This is a genomic window from Algoriphagus sp. CAU 1675, from assembly GCF_029222925.1.
Classification (GTDB): domain Bacteria; phylum Bacteroidota; class Bacteroidia; order Cytophagales; family Cyclobacteriaceae; genus Algoriphagus.
The window spans coordinates 186,132-210,601 of the sequence record NZ_JARHUI010000001.1; the positions used below are offsets into that span (position 1 = coordinate 186,132).

The 24,470-nt window shown below is 42.0% G+C and carries 24 protein-coding genes and 2 tRNA genes; 10 read left to right on the forward strand and 16 right to left on the reverse strand.

From position 1 onward, the window contains the following. Nucleotides 1-13 precede the first annotated feature (13 nt). The gene (locus P2G54_RS00860) at nucleotides 14-859 is read right to left on the reverse strand and encodes a fumarylacetoacetate hydrolase family protein (RefSeq protein ID WP_275867257.1); all 846 of its coding nucleotides are present in this window, start codon (nucleotides 857-859) and stop codon (nucleotides 14-16) included. Between the two features lie 386 nt (nucleotides 860-1,245). Here P2G54_RS00860 and P2G54_RS00865 point away from each other — a divergent pair, with 386 nt between their 5' ends. Continuing rightward, nucleotides 1,246-2,625: a tRNA/rRNA cytosine-C5-methylase gene (locus P2G54_RS00865; RefSeq protein ID WP_275867259.1), complete on the forward strand. Its 1,380-nt coding sequence runs from the start codon at nucleotides 1,246-1,248 to the stop codon at nucleotides 2,623-2,625. Between the two features lie 81 nt (nucleotides 2,626-2,706). Here P2G54_RS00865 and P2G54_RS00870 read toward each other — a convergent pair whose 3' ends face one another. The 5 genes from P2G54_RS00870 to dapF all read right to left on the reverse strand — a co-directional run bounded on the left by P2G54_RS00870 (nucleotide 2,707) and on the right by dapF (nucleotide 9,507). Continuing rightward, on the reverse strand, nucleotides 2,707-3,480 hold the full coding sequence (locus tag P2G54_RS00870) for a S1/P1 nuclease (protein ID WP_275867261.1): 774 nt from the start codon (nucleotides 3,478-3,480) through the stop codon (nucleotides 2,707-2,709). A 58-nt stretch (nucleotides 3,481-3,538) separates the two neighbouring features. After that, entirely contained in the window at nucleotides 3,539-4,729 is a 1,191-nt protein-coding gene (locus P2G54_RS00875; RefSeq protein ID WP_275867263.1) for a M20 family metallopeptidase, read from the reverse strand. Beyond that, nucleotides 4,710-5,249, reverse strand: coding sequence for a hypothetical protein (locus tag P2G54_RS00880; protein WP_275867265.1), 540 nt, complete (start codon nucleotides 5,247-5,249; stop codon nucleotides 4,710-4,712). The genes P2G54_RS00875 and P2G54_RS00880 overlap by 20 nt, the downstream gene beginning before the upstream one ends. 11 nt (nucleotides 5,250-5,260) lie before the next feature. After that, nucleotides 5,261-8,641, reverse strand: coding sequence for a preprotein translocase subunit SecA (gene secA / locus P2G54_RS00885; protein WP_275867267.1), 3,381 nt, complete (start codon nucleotides 8,639-8,641; stop codon nucleotides 5,261-5,263). Between the two features lie 92 nt (nucleotides 8,642-8,733). Then, nucleotides 8,734-9,507, reverse strand: coding sequence for a diaminopimelate epimerase (dapF, locus tag P2G54_RS00890; RefSeq protein WP_275867270.1), 774 nt, complete (start codon nucleotides 9,505-9,507; stop codon nucleotides 8,734-8,736). 184 nt (nucleotides 9,508-9,691) lie between these two features. Here dapF and P2G54_RS00895 point away from each other — a divergent pair, with 184 nt between their 5' ends. Together P2G54_RS00895 and P2G54_RS00900 are read left to right on the forward strand one after the other, a co-directional pair. Further along, nucleotides 9,692-10,447: a superoxide dismutase gene (locus tag P2G54_RS00895; protein ID WP_275868425.1), complete on the forward strand. Its 756-nt coding sequence runs from the start codon at nucleotides 9,692-9,694 to the stop codon at nucleotides 10,445-10,447. An 82-nt stretch (nucleotides 10,448-10,529) separates the two neighbouring features. Next, entirely contained in the window at nucleotides 10,530-10,997 is a 468-nt protein-coding gene (locus P2G54_RS00900) for a nucleoside triphosphate pyrophosphohydrolase family protein (RefSeq protein WP_275867272.1), read from the forward strand. A gap of 137 nt (nucleotides 10,998-11,134) precedes the next feature. On the opposite strand, the gene P2G54_RS00905 is transcribed toward P2G54_RS00900, so the two are convergent. From P2G54_RS00905 to mutS, 4 genes are all read right to left on the reverse strand, one after another. Further along, nucleotides 11,135-11,218 (reverse strand) — tRNA-Leu (locus P2G54_RS00905). Nucleotides 11,219-11,282: 64 nt separating this feature from the next. Beyond that, nucleotides 11,283-11,355, reverse strand: a tRNA-Gly gene (locus P2G54_RS00910). 141 nt (nucleotides 11,356-11,496) lie between these two features. Beyond that, complete coding sequence (locus P2G54_RS00915; RefSeq protein ID WP_275867275.1) at nucleotides 11,497-12,294, reverse strand: LuxR C-terminal-related transcriptional regulator; 798 nt, start codon at nucleotides 12,292-12,294, stop codon at nucleotides 11,497-11,499. Nucleotides 12,295-12,349: 55 nt separating this feature from the next. After that, nucleotides 12,350-14,953 carry a DNA mismatch repair protein MutS gene (gene mutS, locus P2G54_RS00920; RefSeq protein ID WP_275867277.1) on the reverse strand — a complete coding sequence of 868 codons (2,604 nt, stop codon included), beginning with the start codon at nucleotides 14,951-14,953 and terminating at the stop codon, nucleotides 12,350-12,352. A 79-nt stretch (nucleotides 14,954-15,032) separates the two neighbouring features. Here mutS and P2G54_RS00925 point away from each other — a divergent pair, with 79 nt between their 5' ends. After that, nucleotides 15,033-15,566 (forward strand): RNA methyltransferase, encoded by a 534-nt coding sequence (locus tag P2G54_RS00925; protein ID WP_275867279.1) that lies wholly within the window; start codon nucleotides 15,033-15,035, stop codon nucleotides 15,564-15,566. A gap of 27 nt (nucleotides 15,567-15,593) precedes the next feature. Here P2G54_RS00925 and P2G54_RS00930 read toward each other — a convergent pair whose 3' ends face one another. The 6 genes from P2G54_RS00930 to P2G54_RS00955 are packed head-to-tail and all read right to left on the reverse strand — an operon-like array spanning nucleotide 15,594 to nucleotide 19,927. Continuing rightward, on the reverse strand, nucleotides 15,594-16,061 hold the full coding sequence (locus P2G54_RS00930) for a PaaI family thioesterase (protein ID WP_275867281.1): 468 nt from the start codon (nucleotides 16,059-16,061) through the stop codon (nucleotides 15,594-15,596). A gap of 2 nt (nucleotides 16,062-16,063) precedes the next feature. Next, nucleotides 16,064-16,639, reverse strand: a complete 576-nt coding sequence (locus P2G54_RS00935; protein WP_275867283.1) for a hypothetical protein — start codon at nucleotides 16,637-16,639, stop codon at nucleotides 16,064-16,066. A gap of 18 nt (nucleotides 16,640-16,657) precedes the next feature. Next, a complete protein-coding gene (locus P2G54_RS00940; protein WP_275867285.1) occupies nucleotides 16,658-18,073 on the reverse strand; it encodes a pyridoxal-dependent decarboxylase in 1,416 nt (471 codons plus the stop codon). Between the two features lie 11 nt (nucleotides 18,074-18,084). After that, complete coding sequence (locus P2G54_RS00945) at nucleotides 18,085-18,843, reverse strand: SDR family oxidoreductase (RefSeq protein ID WP_275867287.1); 759 nt, start codon at nucleotides 18,841-18,843, stop codon at nucleotides 18,085-18,087. Nucleotides 18,844-18,873: 30 nt separating this feature from the next. Continuing rightward, on the reverse strand, nucleotides 18,874-19,398 hold the full coding sequence (locus P2G54_RS00950) for a YfiT family bacillithiol transferase (RefSeq protein ID WP_275867289.1): 525 nt from the start codon (nucleotides 19,396-19,398) through the stop codon (nucleotides 18,874-18,876). A 10-nt stretch (nucleotides 19,399-19,408) separates the two neighbouring features. Further along, nucleotides 19,409-19,927, reverse strand: coding sequence for a ComF family protein (locus tag P2G54_RS00955; RefSeq protein ID WP_345795458.1), 519 nt, complete (start codon nucleotides 19,925-19,927; stop codon nucleotides 19,409-19,411). A gap of 250 nt (nucleotides 19,928-20,177) precedes the next feature. On the opposite strand from P2G54_RS00955, the gene P2G54_RS00960 reads away from it, so the two are divergent. From P2G54_RS00960 to mnmG, 6 genes are all read left to right on the forward strand, one after another. Further along, on the forward strand, nucleotides 20,178-20,519 hold the full coding sequence (locus P2G54_RS00960) for a carboxymuconolactone decarboxylase family protein (protein ID WP_275867297.1): 342 nt from the start codon (nucleotides 20,178-20,180) through the stop codon (nucleotides 20,517-20,519). A gap of 6 nt (nucleotides 20,520-20,525) precedes the next feature. Further along, on the forward strand, nucleotides 20,526-20,888 hold the full coding sequence (locus tag P2G54_RS00965; protein ID WP_275867300.1) for a hypothetical protein: 363 nt from the start codon (nucleotides 20,526-20,528) through the stop codon (nucleotides 20,886-20,888). 3 nt (nucleotides 20,889-20,891) lie between these two features. Further along, a complete protein-coding gene (locus P2G54_RS00970) occupies nucleotides 20,892-21,668 on the forward strand; it encodes an exodeoxyribonuclease III (RefSeq protein ID WP_275867302.1) in 777 nt (258 codons plus the stop codon). A gap of 26 nt (nucleotides 21,669-21,694) precedes the next feature. Continuing rightward, nucleotides 21,695-22,096, forward strand: coding sequence for an ATP-binding protein (locus tag P2G54_RS00975; protein WP_275867304.1), 402 nt, complete (start codon nucleotides 21,695-21,697; stop codon nucleotides 22,094-22,096). A 2-nt stretch (nucleotides 22,097-22,098) separates the two neighbouring features. Further along, nucleotides 22,099-22,524, forward strand: a complete 426-nt coding sequence (gene ybeY / locus P2G54_RS00980; protein ID WP_275867307.1) for an rRNA maturation RNase YbeY — start codon at nucleotides 22,099-22,101, stop codon at nucleotides 22,522-22,524. A gap of 79 nt (nucleotides 22,525-22,603) precedes the next feature. Then, nucleotides 22,604-24,469 carry a tRNA uridine-5-carboxymethylaminomethyl(34) synthesis enzyme MnmG gene (gene mnmG, locus P2G54_RS00985; protein WP_275867309.1) on the forward strand — a complete coding sequence of 622 codons (1,866 nt, stop codon included), beginning with the start codon at nucleotides 22,604-22,606 and terminating at the stop codon, nucleotides 24,467-24,469. The last annotated feature ends 1 nt before the right edge of the window (nucleotide 24,470 follow it).

The window sequence follows — 24,470 nt, forward strand, 5'->3', positions numbered from 1 at the left end:
AGCTACAGGCTTCTCAGATTTTCCCCACACGGTTCATCAAGGTTCCGATTCCGGCTATGCTGATCAAAACTTGATCCCCTTCCTCAAGTGTAAAGTCATCCGGAACAATTCCTGTCCCCGTCATCAGAAAGCACCCAATTGGAAATGTATTGGCACGGAAAAGCCAATCCGCCAATTCCTGTGGCTTTCGCTTCATTTGCTCCAGAGTTGTCAGACCGGAAGCCTCCATTTTTCCATCTCTATAAATTTCCAGGCTGATTTTGGTGGAATCCTCCAGAGGCTCTTCCTGAACCAAAATACATGGACCAATCGCCGCACACCCTTGATATACTTTTGCCTGGGGAAGGTAAAGTGGATTTTCTCCCTCTATGCTTCGGCTACTCATATCATTGCCAATAGTGAAGCCCTGTACTTTTCCTGAAGGGGAAATCAACAAGGCCAATTCAGGTTCGGGTACATCCCAGGTTGAGTCTTTTCGAATGTTGACAATTCCACCGGGAGGGGAAACACGGCTTGCGGTGGCTTTAAAAAACAACTCCGGTCTGTCTGCCATGTAAACCTTATCATAAAAATCCGCTCCACCTGCATCCTGAGATTCCTCCATCCGGGCTGTCCTGCTTCGATAATAGGTCACACCGGCAGCCCAAATTTCCTGATTCCCCATGGGAGCCAATAAGCCATCTTCCATGACCTTTCCGGCCTCTTCTTCGGTAATACTTGTCCAATGAGCAGACTCTGTAAGCAGCAACTGACCTAAATGCTCTCTTCCAAGTAGATCATCCCAATCTAATTCTGGGCCAAGAAAATAATTTCCTTCACGTTCAAGTAAAACACCGGAGGTAAGTTTGTATAGCCTCATAGCAATAGGTTTTTTAGGTTTAGAAATGCAAAATAACAATTAGCAGCAAAGGAACTAAGGCAGGAAATCCCTGAACCCAAAAGATCTTTTTGCTGGCGGTAAAACTGCTGTAAATCCAGGCTGCCAAAACCTTTGTTTTTGGAAAGAACTCCGAGGAAAACTGACGAAAAATCTTTTTTCCAATAGTTCCCCAGGCGAACATTTCAAACCCAAGAAAAAACAGGTGCAATAGGGCTACGAGAAAAATGATCCCTTTCAAGGCTACTTCCATACGTTTGGGTTTTCCTGAATTTACAATAATTCAGTTGATATACAGATTCCTAACGGACAGGATGCCCCTTCCTCAACTAATTTCCATTTCCCTATCTTTGCCCAAAATTCATCCCATGACAACAATCCAACTTCCTCCTGCTTTTGAAAAGCAAATGATTCATTTGTTAGGAGAGGAGGAATATGAGGAATTTCGAAATGCCATTGATCAGGAACCGAGAACCTCCATCCGGATCAACCCCTTCAAGCAATTTTCTCTTCCTGGAAATACGGAAAGAATTCCTTGGTCAGTAAATGGTTATTTTTTAGAAGAAAGGCCTTCATTTACCTTAGATCCGGCATTTCACGCGGGAGCTTATTATGTACAGGAAGCTTCTTCCATGTTCATTGAGCACATTCTAAGAAGTCATGAAATCCCAAAAGGCCTGTACTTGGATTTGGCTGCAGCTCCTGGGGGAAAATCCACTTTACTTGCCAGCTATCTTGGGGCAGATGGTTTTTTGGTTGCCAATGAAGTAATTCAGGCCAGAGCACAAGTGCTTAAGGAAAATATCATCAAGTGGGGTCTGGGCAATACCTTGGTCAGCAACAATGATCCAGAGCATTTTGAGCCTTTGGAAGGCTTTTTTGATCTCGTACTTGTAGACGCTCCATGTTCAGGAGAGGGGATGTTTAGAAAAGATCCACAGGCACGAGAGGAGTGGTCGCCAGATCATGTAAACCTGTGCAGTCTTCGTCAAAAAAGAATCATGGATAAGGCCGGTGCACTGGTAAAGGCCGGAGGCTACCTGATTTACAGCACCTGTACCTTCAATGAATCCGAAAATGAGGAGATGATCCGCTTTCTGACTGAGGAATTTTCCTATGAACCCGTCAGGATAGACCTTGACCCCAGTTGGAAAATCAGGGAAACCCAAACCCAAACTGAAGAAGGAATTTTTTATGGCTATCGCTTTTATCCACATAGGGTTGCTGGAGAAGGGTTTTTCATCACCGTTTTGAAAAGACCTGAGGATGCCTATTCTTCAGAACCGGGAAAGACGAAGGAGTTCAAACATCCCTTTTTGAAAGCCCAAAGTCAAAGGGAATCACAGGATTTGGACAGTGAAATCGGCTTGGATGGCAATGGACAATATTATATGTTGAATGACTCCTATTTCCGCATTGATTCTCAGTGGAAAGCTTATTTCGAAAAGCTAAGCCAACATCTCAGCATCCGGTATTTTGGTGTAGAGCTTGGGAAAAAACAAAAAATGGACTGGATTCCGAGCCATGAATGGGCTTTGTCAATATTGCCTAAAAAAGGTTTTCTAAAATTTGAACTCAATAAAGAGCAAGCCTTGGAATTTTTGAGAAAAAATGACCTGGAATTATCCGGGCTTCCATTGGGATGGGTCATGGTCACCTACCAAAACCTGCCTTTGGGATGGGTGAAAAACCTAGGCAATAGAGTCAACAATTACTATCCCAAAGAGTGGAGAATTCGTTTGGTCTAAGCTAAACTCTTCCCATACCTAAATAAAAAATGGCTTTGAAAGAAACACCTCCAAAGCCATCATCTATTTCGTTTTAATAGATCAACCGTAAATTTCTTCCAAAATCTGGGCAAGTCGCACACTTGCAGCAATCATACGCTCTTCAGCAATATGGTAGTTTTCATACATGTACTGATAACTGATTCTTTTGCTTTCAGGTAAACCATATACCATAGGTCTCAGGTTGACCGCTTCTTTCAACCATTCTTCCATCGTTGCGGATCGATATTTTTTCTGCAGTTCAGGAGTAATCCTTCGATAGAGTTCATCCGCAATTTCTGAATAGCTCATTCCTTGTCTTTCAATCATTCCACTGTCCCAAAGAGCATGAAGATTGGTAGGCTGGCCGAAAAATTCGATTTTCACGTCATTTCCTCCACGGTCTTCACCAGTCCCCACATGAAGAGGCTGATGAATATCTTCCACCATGTGGATTAGCATCTTCAATTTCTCAGCTTCATCCTTTGCAGACAGTCCACCTGCTTTCAGCTCTTCTTTTAATCTGTTGATTGCCTCATAAGCGTCACCGGTAGTTTCCTGATGAGCAGGATCATACTCCCCGTTTTTACTGGTGAGATAATGCCAAGTGGTTGCAAAATCGTAAGCCCTATCGGATCGGATTTCATCCATCCAAGTACCGCTTCGACCCAAAGACATAGGGTTGATGACTTTTTCCACTTTACTGAGCGTGGACTTTTTCATTTGTCTTTCCGCCATCAAACCAATCAGGTAATGGCCCAATTGACCCCAAGCAAAAGACTGGGAAGCCATCATCATAAAAGTCAGGCCTAAAGCAATTGTTTTTAGCTGTTTCATAGCTCAAAATTTTGAGATAAAATTAAGAAGGTATTGGGGTAAAAAGATGAAGTTAAGATTAAGCTTTCTGCAATTCGGAGACTGCCAGCCACGCCATTAATCCAGCTCCGATTTCCAGAGCATCTTCCTCGATATCAAAAGTAGGCGTATGCACCCCGGAGGTAATCCCCTTCGCTTCATTCCGGGTACCCAGACGATAAAAGCAACCGTTGATTTCCTGTGAATAATAAGCAAAGTCCTCAGCGGCCATCCAAATATCCAAATCCAGGACATTTTCCTCACCCAGGTACTCTTTTGCAGCTTCTGTGGCACTGGCAGTAAGTTCAGGATCATTTTGGAGGAAAGGATAGCCTTTTCGGATTTCAAAGTCCAGTTCTCCGCCCATTCCTTCAACTATACCGCTCGCAATTTGACGCATTTTTTGATGGGCTTTCGCTCTCCATTCCTCGTTGAGGGTGCGGAATGTTCCCTGAATTTTGACCTCATTGGGAATCACATTGGTCGCTCCAAGCGCCTCCACTCTACCAAAGGATAGGACCGAAGGGATTTTTGGACTTGCCGCACGACTGACCACCTGCTGCAGCGCAACAATTAAATGGGAAGCGATCAAAACCGGATCAATCAAGGTTTCGGGCATTGCTCCATGTCCTCCTTTTCCTTTGACGGTAATGTATAATTCATCCGCACTGGCCATGTACACACCCTGACGGAAACCAACTTTCCCCGCGGGGATGAAAGGCATCACATGTTGTCCGATAATTCCGGAAGGTCTTGGGTTTTCCAAAACTTTATCCTTGATCATGTAAGAAGCCCCACCGGGAGCAACTTCTTCTCCAGGTTGGAAAATCAATTTGATGGTTCCCTCAAACTGATCCTTAACTTCATTTAGAATTTTGGCCGCCCCAAGTAGGGAAGCAGTATGAGCATCATGACCGCAAGCATGCATGACACCGGGATTTTGGGATTTATAGGAAACCTCATTGGCCTCAATGATCGGGAGAGCATCCATATCCGCTCTCAGAGCAATTACCTTCTTATCAGGGTTTTTACCCTTAATCAACGCAGACCAGCCTGTATTGGCTTTTTGTTCAATATTGCTTACACCAATTTCCTCTAGCTTTTGCTTGACAAATTTGGCAGTTTCAAACTCCTGATAGGAAAGCTCCGGGTGTGAGTGAAGATGGCGACGGTTTTGAATTACTTCCTCTTTATAAGCCTTTGCCAAGGCTTTAATTTTTTCCTTCAACATTTTCATCGATGGTGGGGGCGGTAAATTCCTTTCTTTGGATACGATCCTGGATTATTCTCGCCGATGGAAATTCAGTTTTGATTAGGTTAAAGGTTTTCAAGGCTTCCACCTTATAGGCATATCTGCCGACTTTTACCAAATATCGGGGTTGCTGGTATTGGATTTCCGCCTGGAAATCAGGATATAATTCATTCAAGTCCTCCTGGGTTTTGAAAGCCAAATCCCGGTCCAGTCCTGAATATACCAACACCTTATACCCATTGAAATAGGGCTGGGTTTTGTTTTTTTCGTACTGGTAGACAGCAAGCTGGGCCAATTTGGAATCCAATGCCTGTGGGGAACTACTTGGCTCTTTGCTTTCCAAAGCTTCCAATTGCTCCTTATAATTCGGATAGACTGGGAGCGCATTGGAAAGATCCTCACTATAATTGGCATAAGCACTAGCTCCGGAAGTCATAGTTCCGGAACTTTTACATGCACCCAAGATCAACACAGAAGCCAATACCCAAAATACCCTCATATTTCCGCTGTTTAATGTTCAATAATTACACACTTGCCGTCATGAATGTCCTGCTCCACACTCTTGTACTTCACATCTTCCTTAGTGGAGCCATTGGTGTATTGAACAGTCACTTTGTCGTTTCGGCCATAGGTTTTATCGGACTTTCTAGGTGCAACTACTTGAGGAGCCGGTCTACCTGCTGAAGCAGCAGCGGCGGCGGCTCGGTTGGCACCTGGGTTCAAGGTACTGGATACCTCAGCTTTGGATGCCTGTACCTTTGGTTCAGAAGGTCTTTGGGCCTGAGCGGCAGTTACCTGTCCTGGTTCCTGGCGAGGCAAATCCGCACGGGTCAGGAAGGAAATCATATCTTCGTTCAGTTTCCCGATAAAGCGCTTGAACATCTCAAAAGCTTCAAACTTATAAATCAATAAGGGGTCTTTCTGTTCGTAAACCGCATTCTGAACAGACTGCTTCAGGTCATCCATATCCCGAAGATGTTCTTTCCAGTTTTGGTCGATGATGGCCAAAGTCACGTTTTTCTCAATAGCTCGGATCAAATCTCGCCCTTCAGTCTGGAGCAGGTGCTCTAAGTTGACCACGACACCGATTTGCTTGATTCCATCTGAAATCGGAACCATTATATCTTTTACCGTAGCGCCACGCTCCTCCTGTACTCTTTGAAGAATAGGAAGAGCTGTTTTGATGATCGTTTCGTTTTTCTTCTGATAGCTTGCAAAAGCCTCAGCGTAAAGCTCCTCGGTAAGTTTAGGGGCATCTTTTGCCTTCAGATCACTTTCGGAGATAGCATAATCCAATCCCAAGGTGGTGAAAACGTTCATTCTGAAGTTTTCCATATCCTCGGTGGATTTGCCCATTTCGACAAGACTTTCGCATACATCATACAAGATGTTCAAAATATCAAGCTCCAGTCGGTCTCCTTTAAGTGCATTTCTACGACGTTTGTAAACCACCTCACGCTGGGAGTTCATTACGTCATCGTATTCCAAGAGTCTCTTTCGGGTACCGAAGTTGTTTTCCTCCACCTTTTTCTGAGCTCTCTCTATGGATTTTGTGATCATGCTGTGCTGAATCACTTCTCCTTCTTCCAAGCCCATTCTGTCCATCAGCTTGGCAATACGATCGGATCCAAAAAGTCTCATCAGGGAATCTTCAAGAGAAACGAAGAACTGGGAAGAACCCACATCCCCTTGACGACCTGCACGACCACGCAACTGTCTATCCACACGACGGGATTCATGTCTTTCGGTACCGATGATTGCGAGACCACCCGCAGCTTTGGATTCAGGGGTCAGCTTGATATCTGTACCACGACCGGCCATGTTGGTCGCAATAGTTACCGTTCCGGCCTTACCAGCTTCAGCTACCACATCCGCCTCACGGGCATGTTGCTTCGCGTTCAAAACCTGGTGAGGGATTTTCTTCAAGGTCAGCATTCGGCTGAGTACTTCTGAGATTTCTACTGAAGTAGTACCTACCAAAACTGGTCTTCCCTGAGCGACGAGTTCGTTGATTTCATCCACTACCGCATTGAATTTCTCCCGAACGGTCTTATAAACCTTGTCTTCTCTATCTTGACGTTGAATTGGACGGTTGGTAGGAATTACAACCACATCCAGTTTGTAGATTTCCCAGAATTCTCCTGCTTCCGTTTCCGCTGTACCGGTCATACCCGCAAGTTTGTGGTACATTCTGAAGTAATTCTGCAAAGTGATAGTCGCATAGGTTTGGGTTGCGTCCTCCACTTTTACATTTTCCTTGGCTTCAATTGCCTGATGCAATCCGTCGGAGTATCGGCGACCTTCCATCACACGGCCTGTCTGCTCATCCACGATCTTTACTTTTCCATCCACAATGATGTACTCCGTATCCCGCTCAAACATACAATACGCCTTCAGCAATTGGTTGACGGTATGGATACGCTGGGCTTTTACTCCATAATCCTTGATTACCTCTTCTTTTCGGACCAGTTTTTCCTTTTCGTCAATGGACTCGTCCTTTTCAAGCTCTGCGATCACTACTCCTATATCCGGAAGAATGAAGAAATTGGCATCTTCATTTTTAGTGGTCATGGTCTCAATACCCCTGTCAGTCAAGTCCACCACATTGCTTTTCTCATCAATGGTAAACAAAAGCGGCTCGTCTGCCTCAGGCATGTTTCTCTTATTGTCCTGCAGGTAATAGTTTTCCGTTTTTTGAAGAATTACGCGGATTCCAGGCTCGGAAAGATATTTAATCAAAGGCTTGTACTTAGGCATCCCTCGATAAGCACGGAACAAGGCCAAGCCTCCGTCTTTTTCATTTCCTTCGGAAATCAATTTTTTGGCATTGGCCAGGAATCCCTGAACCAACTTTCTCTGCTCATCCACCAATGTAGAAACTCTAGGTTTCATCTGGTCAAATTCATGTACGTCTCCTCTTGGAACCGGCCCTGAAATAATCAAAGGTGTTCGCGCATCATCAATCAATACTGAATCGACCTCATCGACCATGGCGAAGTGGTGTTTTCCCTGAACCAAATCACCCGCATCGCGGGCCATATTATCTCTCAGGTAATCAAAGCCGAATTCATTGTTGGTACCATAAACGATATCACATGTATAGGCCTTCTTTCTAGCTGGGGAATTGGGCTGGTATTTGTCGATACAATCCACAGTCAATCCATGGAATTCAAACAATGGAGCATTCCATTCAGAGTCCCGCTTGGCCAGATAATCATTGACCGTTACGACGTGAACGCCTCTTCCGGCTAGTGCATTGAGGAAGGAAGGAAGGGTAGAAACCAGAGTTTTACCTTCACCTGTGGCCATTTCTGCAATTTTTCCTTTGTGGAGCACCATACCACCGATCAGCTGCACATCATAATGGACCATGTCCCAAACAACTTCATTGCCAGCTGCCAACCATTTGTTGTGCCAGATTGCAGTATCTCCATCAATTTCCACGTTCGGCTTACTTGCCGCCAATTCCCTATCCCGGAGATTTGCATTTACAACAAGTTTCCCGTTTTCCTTGAATCGCCTGGCAGTTTCCTTAACTACAGCAAAAGCAAGGGTCATAACTTGCTCCAAGACTTCTTCCAAAGCCGCATCCCGCTCTTTTTCAGTTTGGTCGATTTGGTTGAAAAACTGGTCTTTTTGATGGATAGCCTCAGCAGGAAGCTGTTCAATCTGAGCCCTCAATTCAGCGATTTTTTCGTCATAAGACTTCAGATGCTCATTGATCCGGTTTTTGATTTCCGCGGTTTGAGCACGGAGTTCATCATCGCTGAGACGCTGAAGACCCGAAAAAATCTCATTGATCTCCTTAACCTTGGGGAGTAATTCTTTGATATCTCTATCAGACTTGGTTCCGAATACCTTAGCAAGTCCTTTTGCAATTAAATCTAACATGTCTAGTAAAATGGGATTCTGAAATCAGGCTTTAAAATTAAGCCCTTTTTGTAATAATTGATAATTAAAACCTGAGCGGTGGCGATTAAGGCTTAAAGCTCGATTTCTCCTTGAAAAACCTGCTCAGCTGGCCCTATCAGCCAGATTTGATCAAATCCGCCTCCGTCTTTTTTGTGAAAGCGAACGGAGAGGTTGCCTCCAAGGGTTTTTATTTTTACTTCTGCTTGGTCTTTTTCCTGTGCATAGGCTATGGCAGCAGCAGTGACTCCTGTACCGCAAGACAAGGTTTCATTCTCTACACCACGCTCATAGGTTCTTACGAAAATCTCTCCATCAGAAATTGGCTGCACAAAATTCACATTGGTTCCTGCTGGAGAATATTCCTGAGAATAGCGTAAAGATTTTCCTTCTTCAAAAACGGGGTAATCCTCGATGTTTTTTACGAAACGGATATGGTGAGGAGAGCCTGTGTTGATAAAGCATTCCTCATTTTTCTTGGAAATTCCAGCCACATCACCCATCAAAAGCTCAACCTTATCCTCTGCGAGCAATGCTTCATGCGGTCCGTCGATAGCCCGAAAACTTGTTTTTCCTTCGATAATCCCAAGAAAACCGGCAAAAGCCACAGCGCAGCGGGCACCGTTGCCACACATGCTTTGACTACCATCGGCATTGAAATAAATCATTTCGAAGTCATAATTCGGGTGATTTCTGATCAATATCAGACCATCTGCCCCTATGCCGAATTTACGGTCACAAAGCCGGGAAACAAGTTTCAGGTCCTGATCATCAAATGAATGACTTCTATCGTCTATCATTACAAAATCATTACCGGTCCCCTGATATTTATAGAAGGTTTTTTTCATATTTTTTCTATTCCGCATTAGGAGTTCAAAAACCCGACCACGGACTTTTACAGTCTACAAACTTAACCAACTTGTCATAAAATCAGACTTATTGTCTGATTGTCAATTTCAAATTCTGATCAGAATAGTTAGCTTCATGAATAATTTCTTAAAATCAGCAATCCACAAATTGATTTTCTATACGATGAAAACTCCCGAAAGACTATTATCAAGAAGAGAATTTATGTCCAACAGTACCAAGGCAGGGCTGGCAGTAGGCCTAGTTGGAAGCGGTATTTTGACTGCATGCAGCAATGAAGTGAAAGGAGATGCCCAAGCCGTTTTGGCAACTAGCTTCACACAAACACCTCTTGCCTATGATTTTGCGGCATTGGAACCTCATATAGATGCCCAAACTATGGAAATCCACTATACCAAACATGCAGCTGGATATGCCAAAAACCTAGGCGATGCAATCGTCGATGAAAAAGTAGATACCAACAAGCCTTTGGAGGAAGTTCTGGCAAAAATCTCCTCCTATTCCACAAAAATGAGAAACAATGGGGGAGGACATTACAACCATGAATTGTTCTGGAAAATCATGAGCCCTCAGGGCGGAGGAAAACCGGAAGGTGCATTGGCTGAAGCCATCAACTCTGGGTTTGGAAGCTTTGAAACTTTTGTTGAGCAGTTTGAAACAGCCGCAAAGACCAGGTTTGGCTCCGGATGGGCTTGGTTGGTAGTGGGAGAAGATCAAAAACTGGCAATAGGATCAACCCCAAATCAGGACAATCCATTGATGGATATTTCAGATTTCAAGGGAACCCCATTGATGGGTCTGGATGTGTGGGAGCACGCTTATTATTTGCACTACCAAAACAGAAGACCCGAATATGTTTCCGCTTTTTGGAATGTAATCAACTGGAATGCAGTAGCTGAGCGATACAATGCTATCATCTGATTGGAAATAAACAAAAATTAAAAGGCCGGTTTTCCGGTCTTTTTCATTTATTTCAACCTCTGTAATAATTACCTTTTACCTTATGCAAGATCCTAAATCACTCACATCAGTAGCCCTATTTCACGAAACTTTCAAGCACCCGGTATTGGCTGAGCCTGCTATTCCCTCACAAACCCGTTGTAACTTGAGGGTGTCCCTTTTGGCCGAGGAACTCAAAGAGCTGGAAGAAGCCATTGAAAACAAAGACTTAGTGGAAATCGCCGATGCACTTTGTGATCTCCAATATGTGCTTTCGGGAGCGATCCTTGAATTTGGCTTAGGAGAAAAATTCAAAGAGCTTTTCGATGAGGTTCAGCGATCCAACATGAGTAAAGCCTGTAAATCAGAAGAAGAGGCCAAGGCAACTGTTGCACATTACGAAGCTAAAGGAACTCCCTGTTTCTATGAAAAAGAAGGAGATCTCTTCCTTGTGTTCAGAGAAGAGGATCACAAAACCCTTAAATCCGTCAATTATTCACCGGCTGACCTTGCCGGGATTCTGAAAAAATAAAAGACTTTTCAGGAATTAAGTAGGATAATCAAGCCGGTGTTTCGATGCCGGCTTTTTTATTGGAAAAAACTGCTGTTTCTCGAAATAAAGAAATGGCCATAAAACACAAAAGCCCCGCATAATTGCGGAGCTTTGAGTACCAGGAGCGGGAATCGAACCCGCACGGCCTAAAGGCCACAAGATTTTAAGTCTTGCGTGTCTACCTATTCCACCATCCCGGCGAATGATGTAAAGTTCGTCTAAACTTCTTTAAACAACAAAGCCCTTTGACAAGGGCTTTTATCGAGCGAGAGACGAGATTCGAACTCGCGACCCCGACCTTGGCAAGGTCGTGCTCTACCAACTGAGCTACTCTCGCTTATATTAAACCCGGAACTTGATCCGAGCGAATTGTGGATGCAAAGGTAAGTTCCCGATTGATTTATCCAATAATTAGAACAGGAAATTTTTTCAAAAATTATCAGAAAACCTCACATACACCTGATTTTCAGTGATTTTTTCAAAATTCATAGGAAGCTAAAATTTTGATCATTTCCCCAATATTGCGAGCACCTAGCTTTCTTAGGATATTTTTTCGGTGGGTAGCCACTGTATTAATGGAAATGTTGAGCTTCTCTGCTATTTCTCTGGACTCCATCCCTTCAAGCAAAAGGATCACTATTTCCTTTTCCTTTTTTGTAAGCTTCACCTCTTTGGAATTAGGAGAGTTCTTGCTCACAATTACACGTGTGCCATCCTCCTTGCTGTAAGAATAATTCCAGTCATAGCCTTTTACCTTGGGTGGATTAAATAGCTGAATGATAATGTGCAAATCCATGGCGAAGTTACCGTCCGAATCAATAAGATAGGGTCTTACTTTTCCCTGAACCCAGATTACTTCCAAACTTGTCCTATGAACCCATCGCGTGGTATAGGCAAATTCAAAAGTGTGCCGCTCTTTCAAGGTAAGTGAATGGAAAGCTTCAAAGACTATCTTTTGGAACTTGAACAGCTCATCCCTGTCATCAGGATGTATCAGGGTAAAAGATGCTTCCATCCCCTTTTTCCGTAAAATTGATTCGGGATAACCTGTGATCCTCTCCACATCACCAGTAAAGAAGTGAAGGCTCAAATTTCGATAATCAAAACAGGCAATAATAAAGCCCTCCTTGATCCCAATATTGTGACCAAGTTTCTGCAAGTCTTCAATTAGTTTAGGCTCATCAGGATGCTCTTTAAATTCCTGATTGGCCCAATCCTGAAAAAACTTGGTAAACTTCTCTTGCTTTTTAAGGTCTTTGATTAATACCTTATCCATGAAAGCTGCTTTAATTAGAACATTAGGAGGGAAAATAGTAAAAAAACTAAACTTATTATTCTAATTTTTTTTTGATTTCATGGAGTTTAAGAAGTGCTTCAATCGGTGAGATGGAGTTTATATCAATTTGATCCAATAAGTCCTTGACTTCCGAAAACTTAGGATCCATTTCAAATAAACTCAGCTGGAAATTATTTTTTGGGACGGATTTAAAAGTTTCTTTTTTTTCCAGATTTGCTTTGTCTTTTTCCAAATGGGACATGATTTCTGAGGCGCGCAAAACGACCGGGTTAGGCATACCAGCCATTTGTGCCACATGGATACCAAAGCTGTGTTCGCTACCTCCTTCTTTCAGTTTCCTCATGAAAATCACCTTATTGCCCACCTCTTTGACGGCAACATTGAAATTCTTGATTTTTGGAAAATCTGAAGCCAATTGGTTGAGTTCATGGTAATGAGTAGCAAAGAGCGTTTTCGCCTTATAGCTAGGATGATTGTGTAAAAACTCAACGATGGACCAAGCGATGGAAATACCATCATAGGTGGATGTACCTCTCCCGATCTCATCCATCAGGACCAAACTTCGGTCAGAAAGGTTATTCAAAATACTGGCCGTTTCGGTCATTTCCACCATAAAAGTGGACTCTCCCTTGGAAAGATTGTCCGAAGCCCCAACTCGGGTAAATACCTTATCGATGATCCCAACTCTAGCAAAGGAAGCCGGAACAAAACTGCCCATTTGAGCCATTAGAACGATTAAAGCGGTCTGCCTAAGCAAGGCAGATTTACCGGCCATATTGGGGCCGGTGATAATCATAATCTGTTGGCTATCATTGTCAAGATAGATATCGTTGGGCACATAGTCCTCTCCCGGAGGCAATTGCTTTTCAATGACCGGATGACGCCCGTCTTTGATTTCCAAAGTTTCCGTATCCGAAACTTTAGGTCTGCTATAGCCATTTGCCTGGGCCACGCTCGCAAAGGAAATCAATGAATCAAGAGTTCCGATAATTTTTGCATTCTGCTGGATCTGGGTTACAAACTGAGCCGCTTCCTGCACCAATTCCTGAAAGTATTTTTGCTCCAAGGCAATCATTTTATCCTCAGCATGAAGAATTTTCTCTTCATAATCCTTCAGTTCTGGAGTAATGTACCGCTCAGCGTTGACAAGGGTCTGTTTCCTGATCCACTCCTGAGGCACCTTGTCTTTATGCGCATGAGTAACCTCCAGATAGTAGCCAAAAACCTTGTTGTACGCGATTTTGAGTGAAGTAATTCCAGTATTTTGAACTTCTCTTTGCTGAATCTGTACCAGATAATCCTTACCCTTATTTGCGAGATTTCTGTATTCATCCAATTCAGCATCCACCCCATCCTTGATCACTCCTCCCTGATGAAGAAGCATGGGAGCATCTTCCTGAAGTTCTTTTTCAATTTTTTCAAGCAAAAACTCACAGGGGTGAATCTGATCCGAAAGCCTTTGTAGAGTAGGGTGGTCCTGATCTTTCAAAAGTGCCTTTATCGGTAAAGTAGCTTTCAAGGCCCGCTTGATCTGGTTCATCTCACGAGGATTCACTCTTCCCACTACCACTTTGGAAATCAATCGTTCCAAATCACCAATATGTCTTAGGTGTGATACGGCTTGCTCAATGAGTTCGGGGTTTTTATAGAAAAAATCTACTACGTTGAGGCGTTCCTCTATTTGAGCCTTATCCTTTAGAGGCAAAACCATCCATTTTTTCATCATTCTGGAACCCATAGGGGTCACAGTTTGATCCAAAATCTGGATCAAAGGAACTCCTCCCTCATGCTGGGGAAAAACCAATTCAAGATTGCGGATGGTGAATTTATCCAGCCAAACGTATTTTTCTTCGGCAATCCTGGAAATGGCCGAAATATGCTGGACCTCCTTATGCTCCGTTTCTTCCAAATAGTATAAAACAGCGCCAGCAGCTATAATTCCGGATTCCAAATCCTCTATTCCAAACCCCTTCAAATTGGCAGTACCAAAGTGATTTTTGAGTTTTTCGTAGGTAAAATCAAACTGATAAACCCAATCCTCACAATTGAAGGTGATGTAATCATTCTTGATGATTTCCGAGGCTGTCTTTTTTGCTGCCTTGGAATAAATGATTTCTGAAGGGGCAAAACTCTGCAATAGTTTTTCGAGGTAGGCAGCAGTTCCTTCAGCCGCCATAAACTCCCCAGTGGAAACATCCAAAAAAGCAATCCCGTGCTTTTCTTTTCCAAAATGGATAGAAGCCAGATAATTGTTTTTTCGGGTATCCAAAACCTGGTCGTTGTAGGATAATCCCGGAGTTACCAATTCCGTCACTCCCCTTTTGACGATTCCTTTGACGGATTTAGGATCTTCTAATTGATCACAAATGGCCACCCTATTGCCTGCACGAACCAGTTTGGGAAGGTAATTGTCAAGGGAATGGTGAGGAAAACCCGCCAATTCGATATGAGAAGCAGCACCATTGGCGCGTTTGGTCAAAACAATGTCCAGGACTTTGCTTGCCACCACTGCATCCTCTCCAAACGTTTCATAAAAATCCCCAACGCGAAACAAAAGCAAAGCACCGGGATGCTTGGCTTTGATCGCATTATATTGCTTCATTAGTGGGGTTTCTTTACCGTCTTTTGACTTACTCATGAGTGCTGCTTAATTCTCTTAAATTTGGGGGATCGAATAAAGTCTGAAAATAGAGGATAAGCAAGGGAGATCAAAAAAGATGAAGAAATTAAGCATGGACGAGCTGGAAAGGCTCTCAGTAGAAGAGTTCAAAGAGACCAAAAAGTCTCCGATCGTATTGGTTTTGGACAATGTGCGGAGCCTCAACAATGTAGGTTCAGCATTTAGAACAGGAGATGCTTTTCGGGTTGAGAAAATCTATCTCTGTGGAATTACCGGACAACCTCCTCATCGGGACATTCAAAAAACAGCACTTGGAGCCACCGAATCAGTGGATTGGGAATATAGTCTACATACCCTTGATACAGTGAAAAAGCTCAAATCAGAGGGATATCAAATCTGTGCGCTGGAACAGGTGGACCAGTCGGTAATGCTCAATGAATTTTCCCCGGATAAAGGAAAAAAATATGCCCTAGTCTTTGGAAATGAGGTTTTTGGTGTGGAAGAGGAAGTACTTAAAGCTTGTGATCAAGTTTTGGAAATTCCCCAATTGGGAACCAAACACTCCCTGAATATCTCTGTTTCCCTTGGGATTGCTGTCTGGGATCTAATGGTGAAACTCAAGCAACTTTAATTAGTACAAAATAGAGTTGTATAAAACTTACTGAACCCCCAAATCCTGGATCTTTACATGGGTTTTGATCAGATTGCTACTGGCCTTTGCGACAATTTTCCCTGATTCTTTGCGAATAATTGCCTCCCAGTGATTCACGTTTGATCCGAACCGAACAAGTTTGGCTGAAACTTCCAGCATTTCACCAATTTTTGCGGAAGCAAGAAAATCAACATTCAAATTGATACTGGTCATAAGATAATCCGAGCCTGCAACGAAATTTCCCATTCCGATTACATCATCCAACATGAGAGAAATCACTCCACCGTGTAGGATTTGGGCTGGATTGCACATCTCAGGCCTGACTTCAAACTGAACCTTGATGGAGTGTTGGTCTATTTCTAAAAGAGTACCTCCCAGCCAATTTCCTGCGGCAGAGGGTGTTTTATCCAGCTTTTTACCAATCTGGGATTTGAAAAATTCCAACTGGGGGCTAATATTATTAGTTGTTTTCATTTTTATTCCAATAGTCTATAAAAGTCATCCAAAACTGAGTTTAGACCTTCTTTTTCATTTTCATCGGTCCAAATAGGGACTGTTTTTCCATCTAGTATCAATTCAAAAGAATCAAAATCCCTTATAAAGGTCTCCAACTGTTTGACATAGCTCAGATGGTCAAATTTGTTTCCGTTTTGGAAAACAAAATCCTGAGCAGAACTATCTGAACTGACACGGATTTTTAGTGGCCAATCCGTATTTCTTGGTTCCAAATATAGATAAGCCTCGTCTTTCCTGGGATTCAAAATCAAAACCAAATCGACCGATGGTGATTCCTTGGAGGCTTCCATCGACTCATGTCTGAACAAAGTCATACCCGCATCTTGTCGATACTCCCGATCATAATTGATTGCTTTCAGGTTTAAAAAATAAAGCCGTGAAGAACTGGTAACTCTGAATGTTCGATCCTCTCCTGAGTTTTGGGCTCTTTTTGTATTGAAAAAAGAAAGACCCAAAACCAGAACAAATGAAGCTAAGCCGAAGATCTTAAGGACCTTTTTGAGTTCTGGAGTAAAAATTGGGTCTTTAGAAGACATCTTAAGATGGTTTTCTTTTCAGAGAAGTTTTCTACGTTCCTCCATAAGTAAACCCCAAGCATGACTAACGTGTTTTTCTTCCACATCAGTTTGGCCTATGACCCACCGGATCACGTATTTGCCATCCAACTTAGTATGTGAAAAGAAAACTTTGCCGGAGGCATTTACCCGAGCCATCCAAGTTTCATTGAACCGGTTCAACTCCTCTTCGGAATGTTGGGAATCCACATGTCTAAAACAAATGGTATTGAAATTTACTGGTGCCAGTATTTCCAAATTGCTTTCCGATTCAATCCAAGATTGAGCAAGCCTGGCCAACTGCAGATGCTTTCTCAGTTTTTCCCGTAGCCCTTCCAATCCATAGGAACGAATCACAAACCACAATTTGAGGGCTCTGAACCTTCTTCCCAGCTGAATTCCCCAATCCCTGTAATTATTTACCTCTGCATCCAGTTGGGTTTTTAAATATTCAGGTGTTAGAGAGAATGTATTTACCAAATATTGAGGTTCTCGCAGGAAAAACACCGTACAATCAAAATTGGTAAACATCCATTTATGTGGGTTAAACACATAACTATCAGCGAGTTCATGTCCTTTTATATGGTGTTGAAATTCAGGAAGTAACAAAGCTGTTCCCGCAAATGCTGCATCGATATGATGCCAAATACCGTGTTTCTGGCTGATTTGGCTGATTTTCCCAATTGGATCTACTGCTGTTGAACTGGTTGTACCTAGCGCAGAAACCACACAAAGTGGTCTGAAGCCATCCTTGAGATCCCTTTGGATTGCTTTTTCCAGTTCCTCAGGAATCATGGCAAAATTTTCATCTACCGGAATTCTCACCAGATTATTGACACCCAAACCGGCTATTTTTATTCCCTTATCAATGGAAGAGTGGACATGAGCAGAAGAATAAACCCTGAATTTCTCATTCCCATTAAATCCATTTTCATTGATATTGTACTGCGTAGCCTTTTCTCTGGCAGTTAGGATTGCACTTAAAGTTGCCGTGCTGGCAGTATCATGGATGACTCCTTTCCAGTTGGAATCAATTCCTTTTGCATCTCGAAGCCAATCACAAACCCTTTCTTCGAGTTCGGTAGCGGCAGGAGAAGTCAGCCAAGACATGCATTGTGCGCCCAAAGTGGACATAAGCATTTCAGCCAAAATAGATGGCTCGGAATTATTAGCGGGAAAATATGCAAAAAAGGAAGGGTGCTGCCAATGAGTCATTCCCGGAAGAATAATCTCCTTAAAATCCCGAAAAATATTTTCGAAAGATTCTCCTTTTTCGGGAGCAGAAGATGGAATCTGATTAAAAATATCCTTGGGCTGGATATTTGGAGTTACTGGATAGTTTTCCTTTTCCTCCAAATAATCAGCCATCCAATCCACCAGCTCATGGGCATATGCCCGGAAGTCTTCTTTTTTCATTCTAATGGCAATTATCGAACGTAGGAACCTGCATTGATATCAATGGATGTACCGGTGGCATGATCAGCCAAGCCTGAACAAAGCAATACAACCATGGGAGCAATATCCTCAGGAGTAGTCAATTCATTTAGGGCAATGTCTTTCAATGCAAACTCTTCCCCATATTCTGAAAGAATTTCATTTGCCATATCTGTCCTTGTAAATCCCGGGGCAATCAAAAAGGCTTTGATTCCTTCTTTTCCATAATGTCTGGCAATGGAGCGGGTCAAACTTACCAAAGCCCCCTTGGAAGCCGCATAGGCAAGATAGTCCGTAGTATCACCTCTAAATGCAGCTCTGGATGAAATGGTTACGATTCTACCTTGGTGTTGGGGTTTTGCCTGGTCTACGAATTCCTTGCATAAAATTCCTACCGCAGTAGCATTTACGGCCATGGTTTTTTCCCAAACCTCTAGCCATTTCCCGGTAGATAAGGTATCAGGAGCTGAGGGTGATATTCCTGCATTATTCACCAAACCCGTTATTGGGCCATATTTTTCCACTAATCTTGGTATAAAGCCAACGACTTCCGCTGATTGTGAAAGGTCACAAGCTTCAATATGGGCAGGGTTTTTCAATTGATTCAAAAGAGATTCCGCCTCTTCTTTGTTGGAATTGAAATGGATGATGACCTCGGCTCCAGAATCAGAAAGCTGCCGTGCAATTGCCCGACCAATTCCTCTTGAGGCTCCGGTAACCAGAATTCTTTGGTTTTTTAGGGAAATATTCATTTTGAAAATGCTAGGGTTCTTTGGTGGAGTTTATCGACTGCCAACAATTTTAATATGGGCCAAATGATGCTTACAATGCCATTCATAAATCAAGGTGGCTTCTTCCAAGGATATTTTACTTTTTGATTCAGGATGGAAATAGGTTTTTCCAAAATCCGAAGTACTCATCTCTTCCAAAAGATGACTCCATTTATAGTGGAGCCCTTTTAGAATATCGATAGAAAAAGATACAGGAAGACAAGAGTCCGGTAATTTTGCCCATTCAGCCTCATTGTAGGGTTTGATAGTCGGATTCTTTTCAGTTAAGGCAAGTTTAAAACGGATAAAAGCATTCAAATGACTATCGGCACAATGGTGTACGACCTGCCTTGCTGTCCATCCTCCATCTCTATAGGGCATATCCAGTTGTGCATCGGATAGGTTTTCAACCAGCGCTTTTAAATCGTCAGGAAAACTTCTGATCTCAACAATTGCTTTATCCAAAAGCGCTTTGGTAATTTTATCCGGCTTCTCAAACTTCCCAATAGGAAATTTCAATCGGTCTATTACATTCATTGTAATTGTTTTATATGCTTCCTCCGGCAGCAATGGTAGCCAAATCTACATTATTTGCCCCATTAGCCAAAAGTAGATTGGTACAAGAACACAGAGTTGCCCCTGTGGTGATGACATCATCTACCAATAGGATATTTTTAGCCTTAACAAGCTTTATATCAGATACTTGAAACACCTCGTTCACATTATCGAGCCTTTCAAGCCTAGTCTTTTTGGTCTGTGTTTCGGTGTATTTTTTTCTGTTTAGGAGGTTTTGGTAGGGTATGCCCAATACTTTGGAAAGCCCTTTTCCAAACTCTTCACTTTGATTGTACCCTCTTCGCAGCTTTTTCATTTCATGAAGAGGTACCGAAGTAATCACATCCCAGGTGGATGAAAACTGGTAAGAAAGAAGTTTTTCCCCATACCATTTACCCAAGACTTCAGCAAGTTCGGGTTTATCTTGGTATTTCAATTGGTGAAGAAGCTTTTGGGTTTTTCCGGCTTTTGTAAAACGAAGGTAGGAAATTGCGAGGCCTACTTGGGTCAAACCCTTAATTTTTGAGGTTATGTCATTATCAAAGGGACGAAGATGATAAGATGTTTCAGGTAAAGTCCCTTTACAGATGCTGCATAGACATTCCTCTTGGTCGAATAAGTTTCTCCCGCAAAGCAAACAGTTGCGAGGGAATATTAAATCAAAAAAATCTTTCCAAAAAAGTAAACGCATAAACCAAAAGAGCTGTTATTCAATCCACTGACAGATTAGCAGTATATTTGCCGTCTAAACCATTAATTTAATGAATCTGATAGAGGAATTCAACGATTACAGAGCCAAGATGAATGAGAAAATCATGGCAGAAGACAATAAGGTAATCAAGCGATTTTTCAACTTGGACACCAACGCCTATGCAGAGGGTGAATTGGATGTAAAATCCAAAGAAATGATCGGACTGGCCTGTTCTATGGTTTTACGCTGTGATGATTGCATCAAATACCATTTGGGTAAATGCCAAGAAGTAGGCTTGAACAAAAAGGAAATATTTGAGGTATTTTCCATAGCCACTTTGATTGGGGGCTCAATTGTAATCCCCCATCTTAGAAGAGCTGTTGAATACTGGGAGGAACTTGAAAACCAATAATTTAAGGTGTTTAAAAGAGACCTGGACCTAGAAAAAAGATGGGCAAAGCTTCTTGTGGGGCTTGGGGAAACCATAGGTAAAAAACCCAAAGACCTAAACGGCGTACTCTTTCTTATAGGGGTACAGGAATTGGGTCAGGGCACCAAAACATTCTCGAAAGAACAAAAGCAGGATCTAATGCATATTGCGGTCTGCAAAGTCTTGAGTTATGCAGGATTTTATGAGCTGGATCATATTGACCAGGATGGATGGCCCCATTGGAAACTCGTTAAGGAATTGCCTCACTTTGACTTGTTAGATCAAGAAAAACTATTGAAAATCCAGGTATTGGAATACTTTGAAAAAGAATATCAAATCGAGATTGAGTAAAAGATGAAGATTATCTCTTATAATGTCAATGGTATCCGTGCAGCGATGAACAAGGGTTTCGTGGACTGGTTGAAGGAAGAAAATCCGGATATTATTGGCATTCAGGAACTTAAAGCCTTAGAAAACCAAATTGACGCTAGTATTTTTGAGGATTTAGGGTATGAATTATATTGGTTTCCTGCCGTCAAAAAGGGGTATAGTGGTGTGGCCATATTTACCAAGGTAAAACCCAAATCCGTCAAATATGGAATGGGAATGTCCAAATATGACGATGAAGGTAGATTGATCCAGACCGACTTTGAGGGTTTTTCCTTTCTATCCGCCTATTTCCCATCCGGAACAACTGGAGATATTCGTCAGGATTTCAAATACGATTTCTTGGATGATATTTATGGATACATGCAGGATTTAAAGGGCGAAAACCCTAATCTGATCCTTAGCGGAGACTACAACATTTGCCATAAGGCAATTGATATTCATAATCCCATATCCAACAAAAATTCCTCAGGCTTCCTACCTGAAGAAAGGGCATGGATGGACAAATTCACAGAGTCTGGTTTTATTGACACTTTTAGATACTTCAACCAAGATCCACACCATTACACATGGTGGAGTTATAGAGCCAATTCAAGAGCAAAAAACCTGGGTTGGAGGATAGATTATCACATGGCAAGCAAGGAATTGCAGAACAAATTAAAAAGCTCTGTAATTTTGCCGGATATCATACATTCGGACCATTGTCCTATCTCATTGGAACTTGATACAGAAATAACAAAATAGAATCATCCTTTAAGAAAATATTCCCAATGAAATCTATAAAAATTTCAATCCCTTCTTTAATTGAAAACATAAAGATTATCGAAAGCTTCATTGACAATGCACGTGAAAACTTCGAAATCAATGATGACATCTATGGGAATATTATGATCTCCGTGACAGAATGCATCAGTAATGCCATCATTCATGGAAATCAAAGTGACAAGAACAAACTGGTTAACCTGGAATTGAGACTAGAAGATGATCTTTTAAAATTCACTATTGAGGATGAGGGAAAGGGGTTTGAATTGGAAGCTCTAGCAGACCCAACAGCTCCAGAAAATCTTGAAAAACCAGGGGGAAGAGGAATTTTTCTAATCAAGCACTTGAGTGATGAAGTTAAGTTTGAAGAAGGTGGGAGGAAGGTAATCCTCTCCTTTTATATGGATTAATCATGGCAATCAATTTCTTTACAGAGGACATCAAATTCCAACCGCAGCAAAAGCTCAAGCGAAAAAAATGGCTTAAAGAAATTGCAAGCCGGGAAGATTATGAGATTTCAGATTTGAATTACATCTTTTGCTCTGATGAATATTTATACAACATCAATGTTGAATATTTAAATCATAAAACACTAACTGACATTATCACCTTCGACAATTCTGAAGAAGAAGAATTAATTGAAGGAGATATATTCATCAGTATAGACCGGGTTAGGGAAAACGCCCAAAAACTTGGTCAATCAGAAGAAGATGAACTCAACCGGGTATTGAGTCATGGACTATTTCACCTAATGGGCTATAAAGACAAGAACCCAGAAGAAAGCAGATTGATGAGAAGCAAGGAAGAATTCGCCATCAACTTATTCAAAGAAATGTAAACGTTCCACGTGGAACACACTACAATAAATTTATCTGAGTCAGGTAGGTGTTTCACGTGAAACAGTAAAAGAAATCAGCATGTTTCCAAAATATGATGTAATAGTAGTAGGTGCAGGACATGCGGGCTGTGAAGCGGCTCATGCTGCTGCTGTAATGGGCTCCAAGGTATTATTGTGTACCATGAATATGAACACCATTGCACAAATGTCATGCAATCCTGCTATGGGTGGAGTAGCGAAAGGGCAAATAGTACGAGAGATAGACGCATTGGGCGGAATGTCAGGAATAATTTCTGACAAATCAATGATCCAGTTTAGAATGCTAAACCGATCGAAAGGCCCTGCTATGTGGTCACCAAGAACCCAAAATGACCGAATGCGATTTGCTGAAGAATGGAGATTGGCATTGGAAGCGACACCAAATGTTGATTTTTGGCAGGAAATGGTAACCGGTTTGTTGGTAAAAGACGGACGGGTCAAAGGAGTAAGAACGGGAATTGGAATTGAAATAGAAGCAGAATCTGTTGTCCTCACAAACGGAACATTCCTAAATGGAATAATACATATCGGGGAAAAACAATTTGGAGGAGGAAGAACAGGGGAGTCAGCAGCAAAAGGAATAACCGAACAATTGGTATCCTTAGGTTTTGAATCTGGTAGAATGAAGACAGGTACTCCTCCAAGAGTAGATGGAAGAAGCCTAGATTATTCTAAAATGGAGGTACAACATGGAGATGATCAACCAGAAAAATTCAGCTACTCCGAAGAAACAACTCCATTAAAAGCACAAAGAAACTGCTGGATCACTTATACCAATAAAGAGGTTCATGAAACATTGGAAACAGGTTTTGATAGATCACCCATGTTTAATGGGAGAATTCAAGGCCTTGGACCAAGATATTGTCCATCCATTGAAGATAAAATCAACCGGTTTGCAGAAAGAGAAAGACATCAAATCTTTGTAGAACCAGAAGGCTGGGATACAGTAGAGATTTATGTAAATGGTTTTTCAACATCTCTCCCAGAGGACGTACAATACGCAGCAATGAGAAAAATCCCGGGATTTGAAAATGCAAAAATGTTCCGTCCGGGATATGCTATAGAATATGACTTCTTTCCACCAACCCAACTGAAACTAACCCTGGAAACACAATTGATAGAAAACCTGTATTTCGCAGGTCAGATCAATGGAACCACGGGATATGAGGAAGCAGCATCCCAAGGATTGATAGCCGGAATTAATGCGAGCCTTAAAGTACAGGAAAAAGATCCATTCTTACTCAAAAGATCAGATGCATACATCGGTGTACTCATAGATGATTTGATCAACAAAGGCACAGAAGAGCCTTATAGAATGTTCACCTCCAGAGCAGAATTCCGTCTTTTGTTGAGACAGGATAATGCTGACTTACGATTGACAGAAATGGGATTTGAAATTGGCCTGGCCTCTGATACAAGATTCCAGAACATGATGGATAAAAAGAACAAGACAGCAGAACTCATCCAATTTTTGAAAGAGGTTAAACTTGCTCCAGAATCGATCAATGAGGGATTGGAATCCATAGAGACTGCAACAATTAAGGAAAAAATAACAGCGGAGAAACTTCTGAAAAGACCACAACTGGGAATCAATGAACTGAAAAACCTAGATCAGAATTTGGATCAGATCCTCAATAACTATTCAAAAGAGGTTAAAGAACAGGCTGAAATCCAAATCAAATACGATAGCTATATTCAAAAAGAACAGCTGATGGTGGAAAAGCTATCTAATATGGAAAACTTCAGAATACCTGAAAAATTCGATTACTTGGCAGTACCAGCACTCTCTGCAGAAGGAAAACAAAAATTACATAAAATTAAACCAGAAACCTTGGGACAAGCTTCTCGAATAAGTGGCGTTTCTCCTGCAGATTTATCTATATTGACAGTTTACTTAGGACGATAAA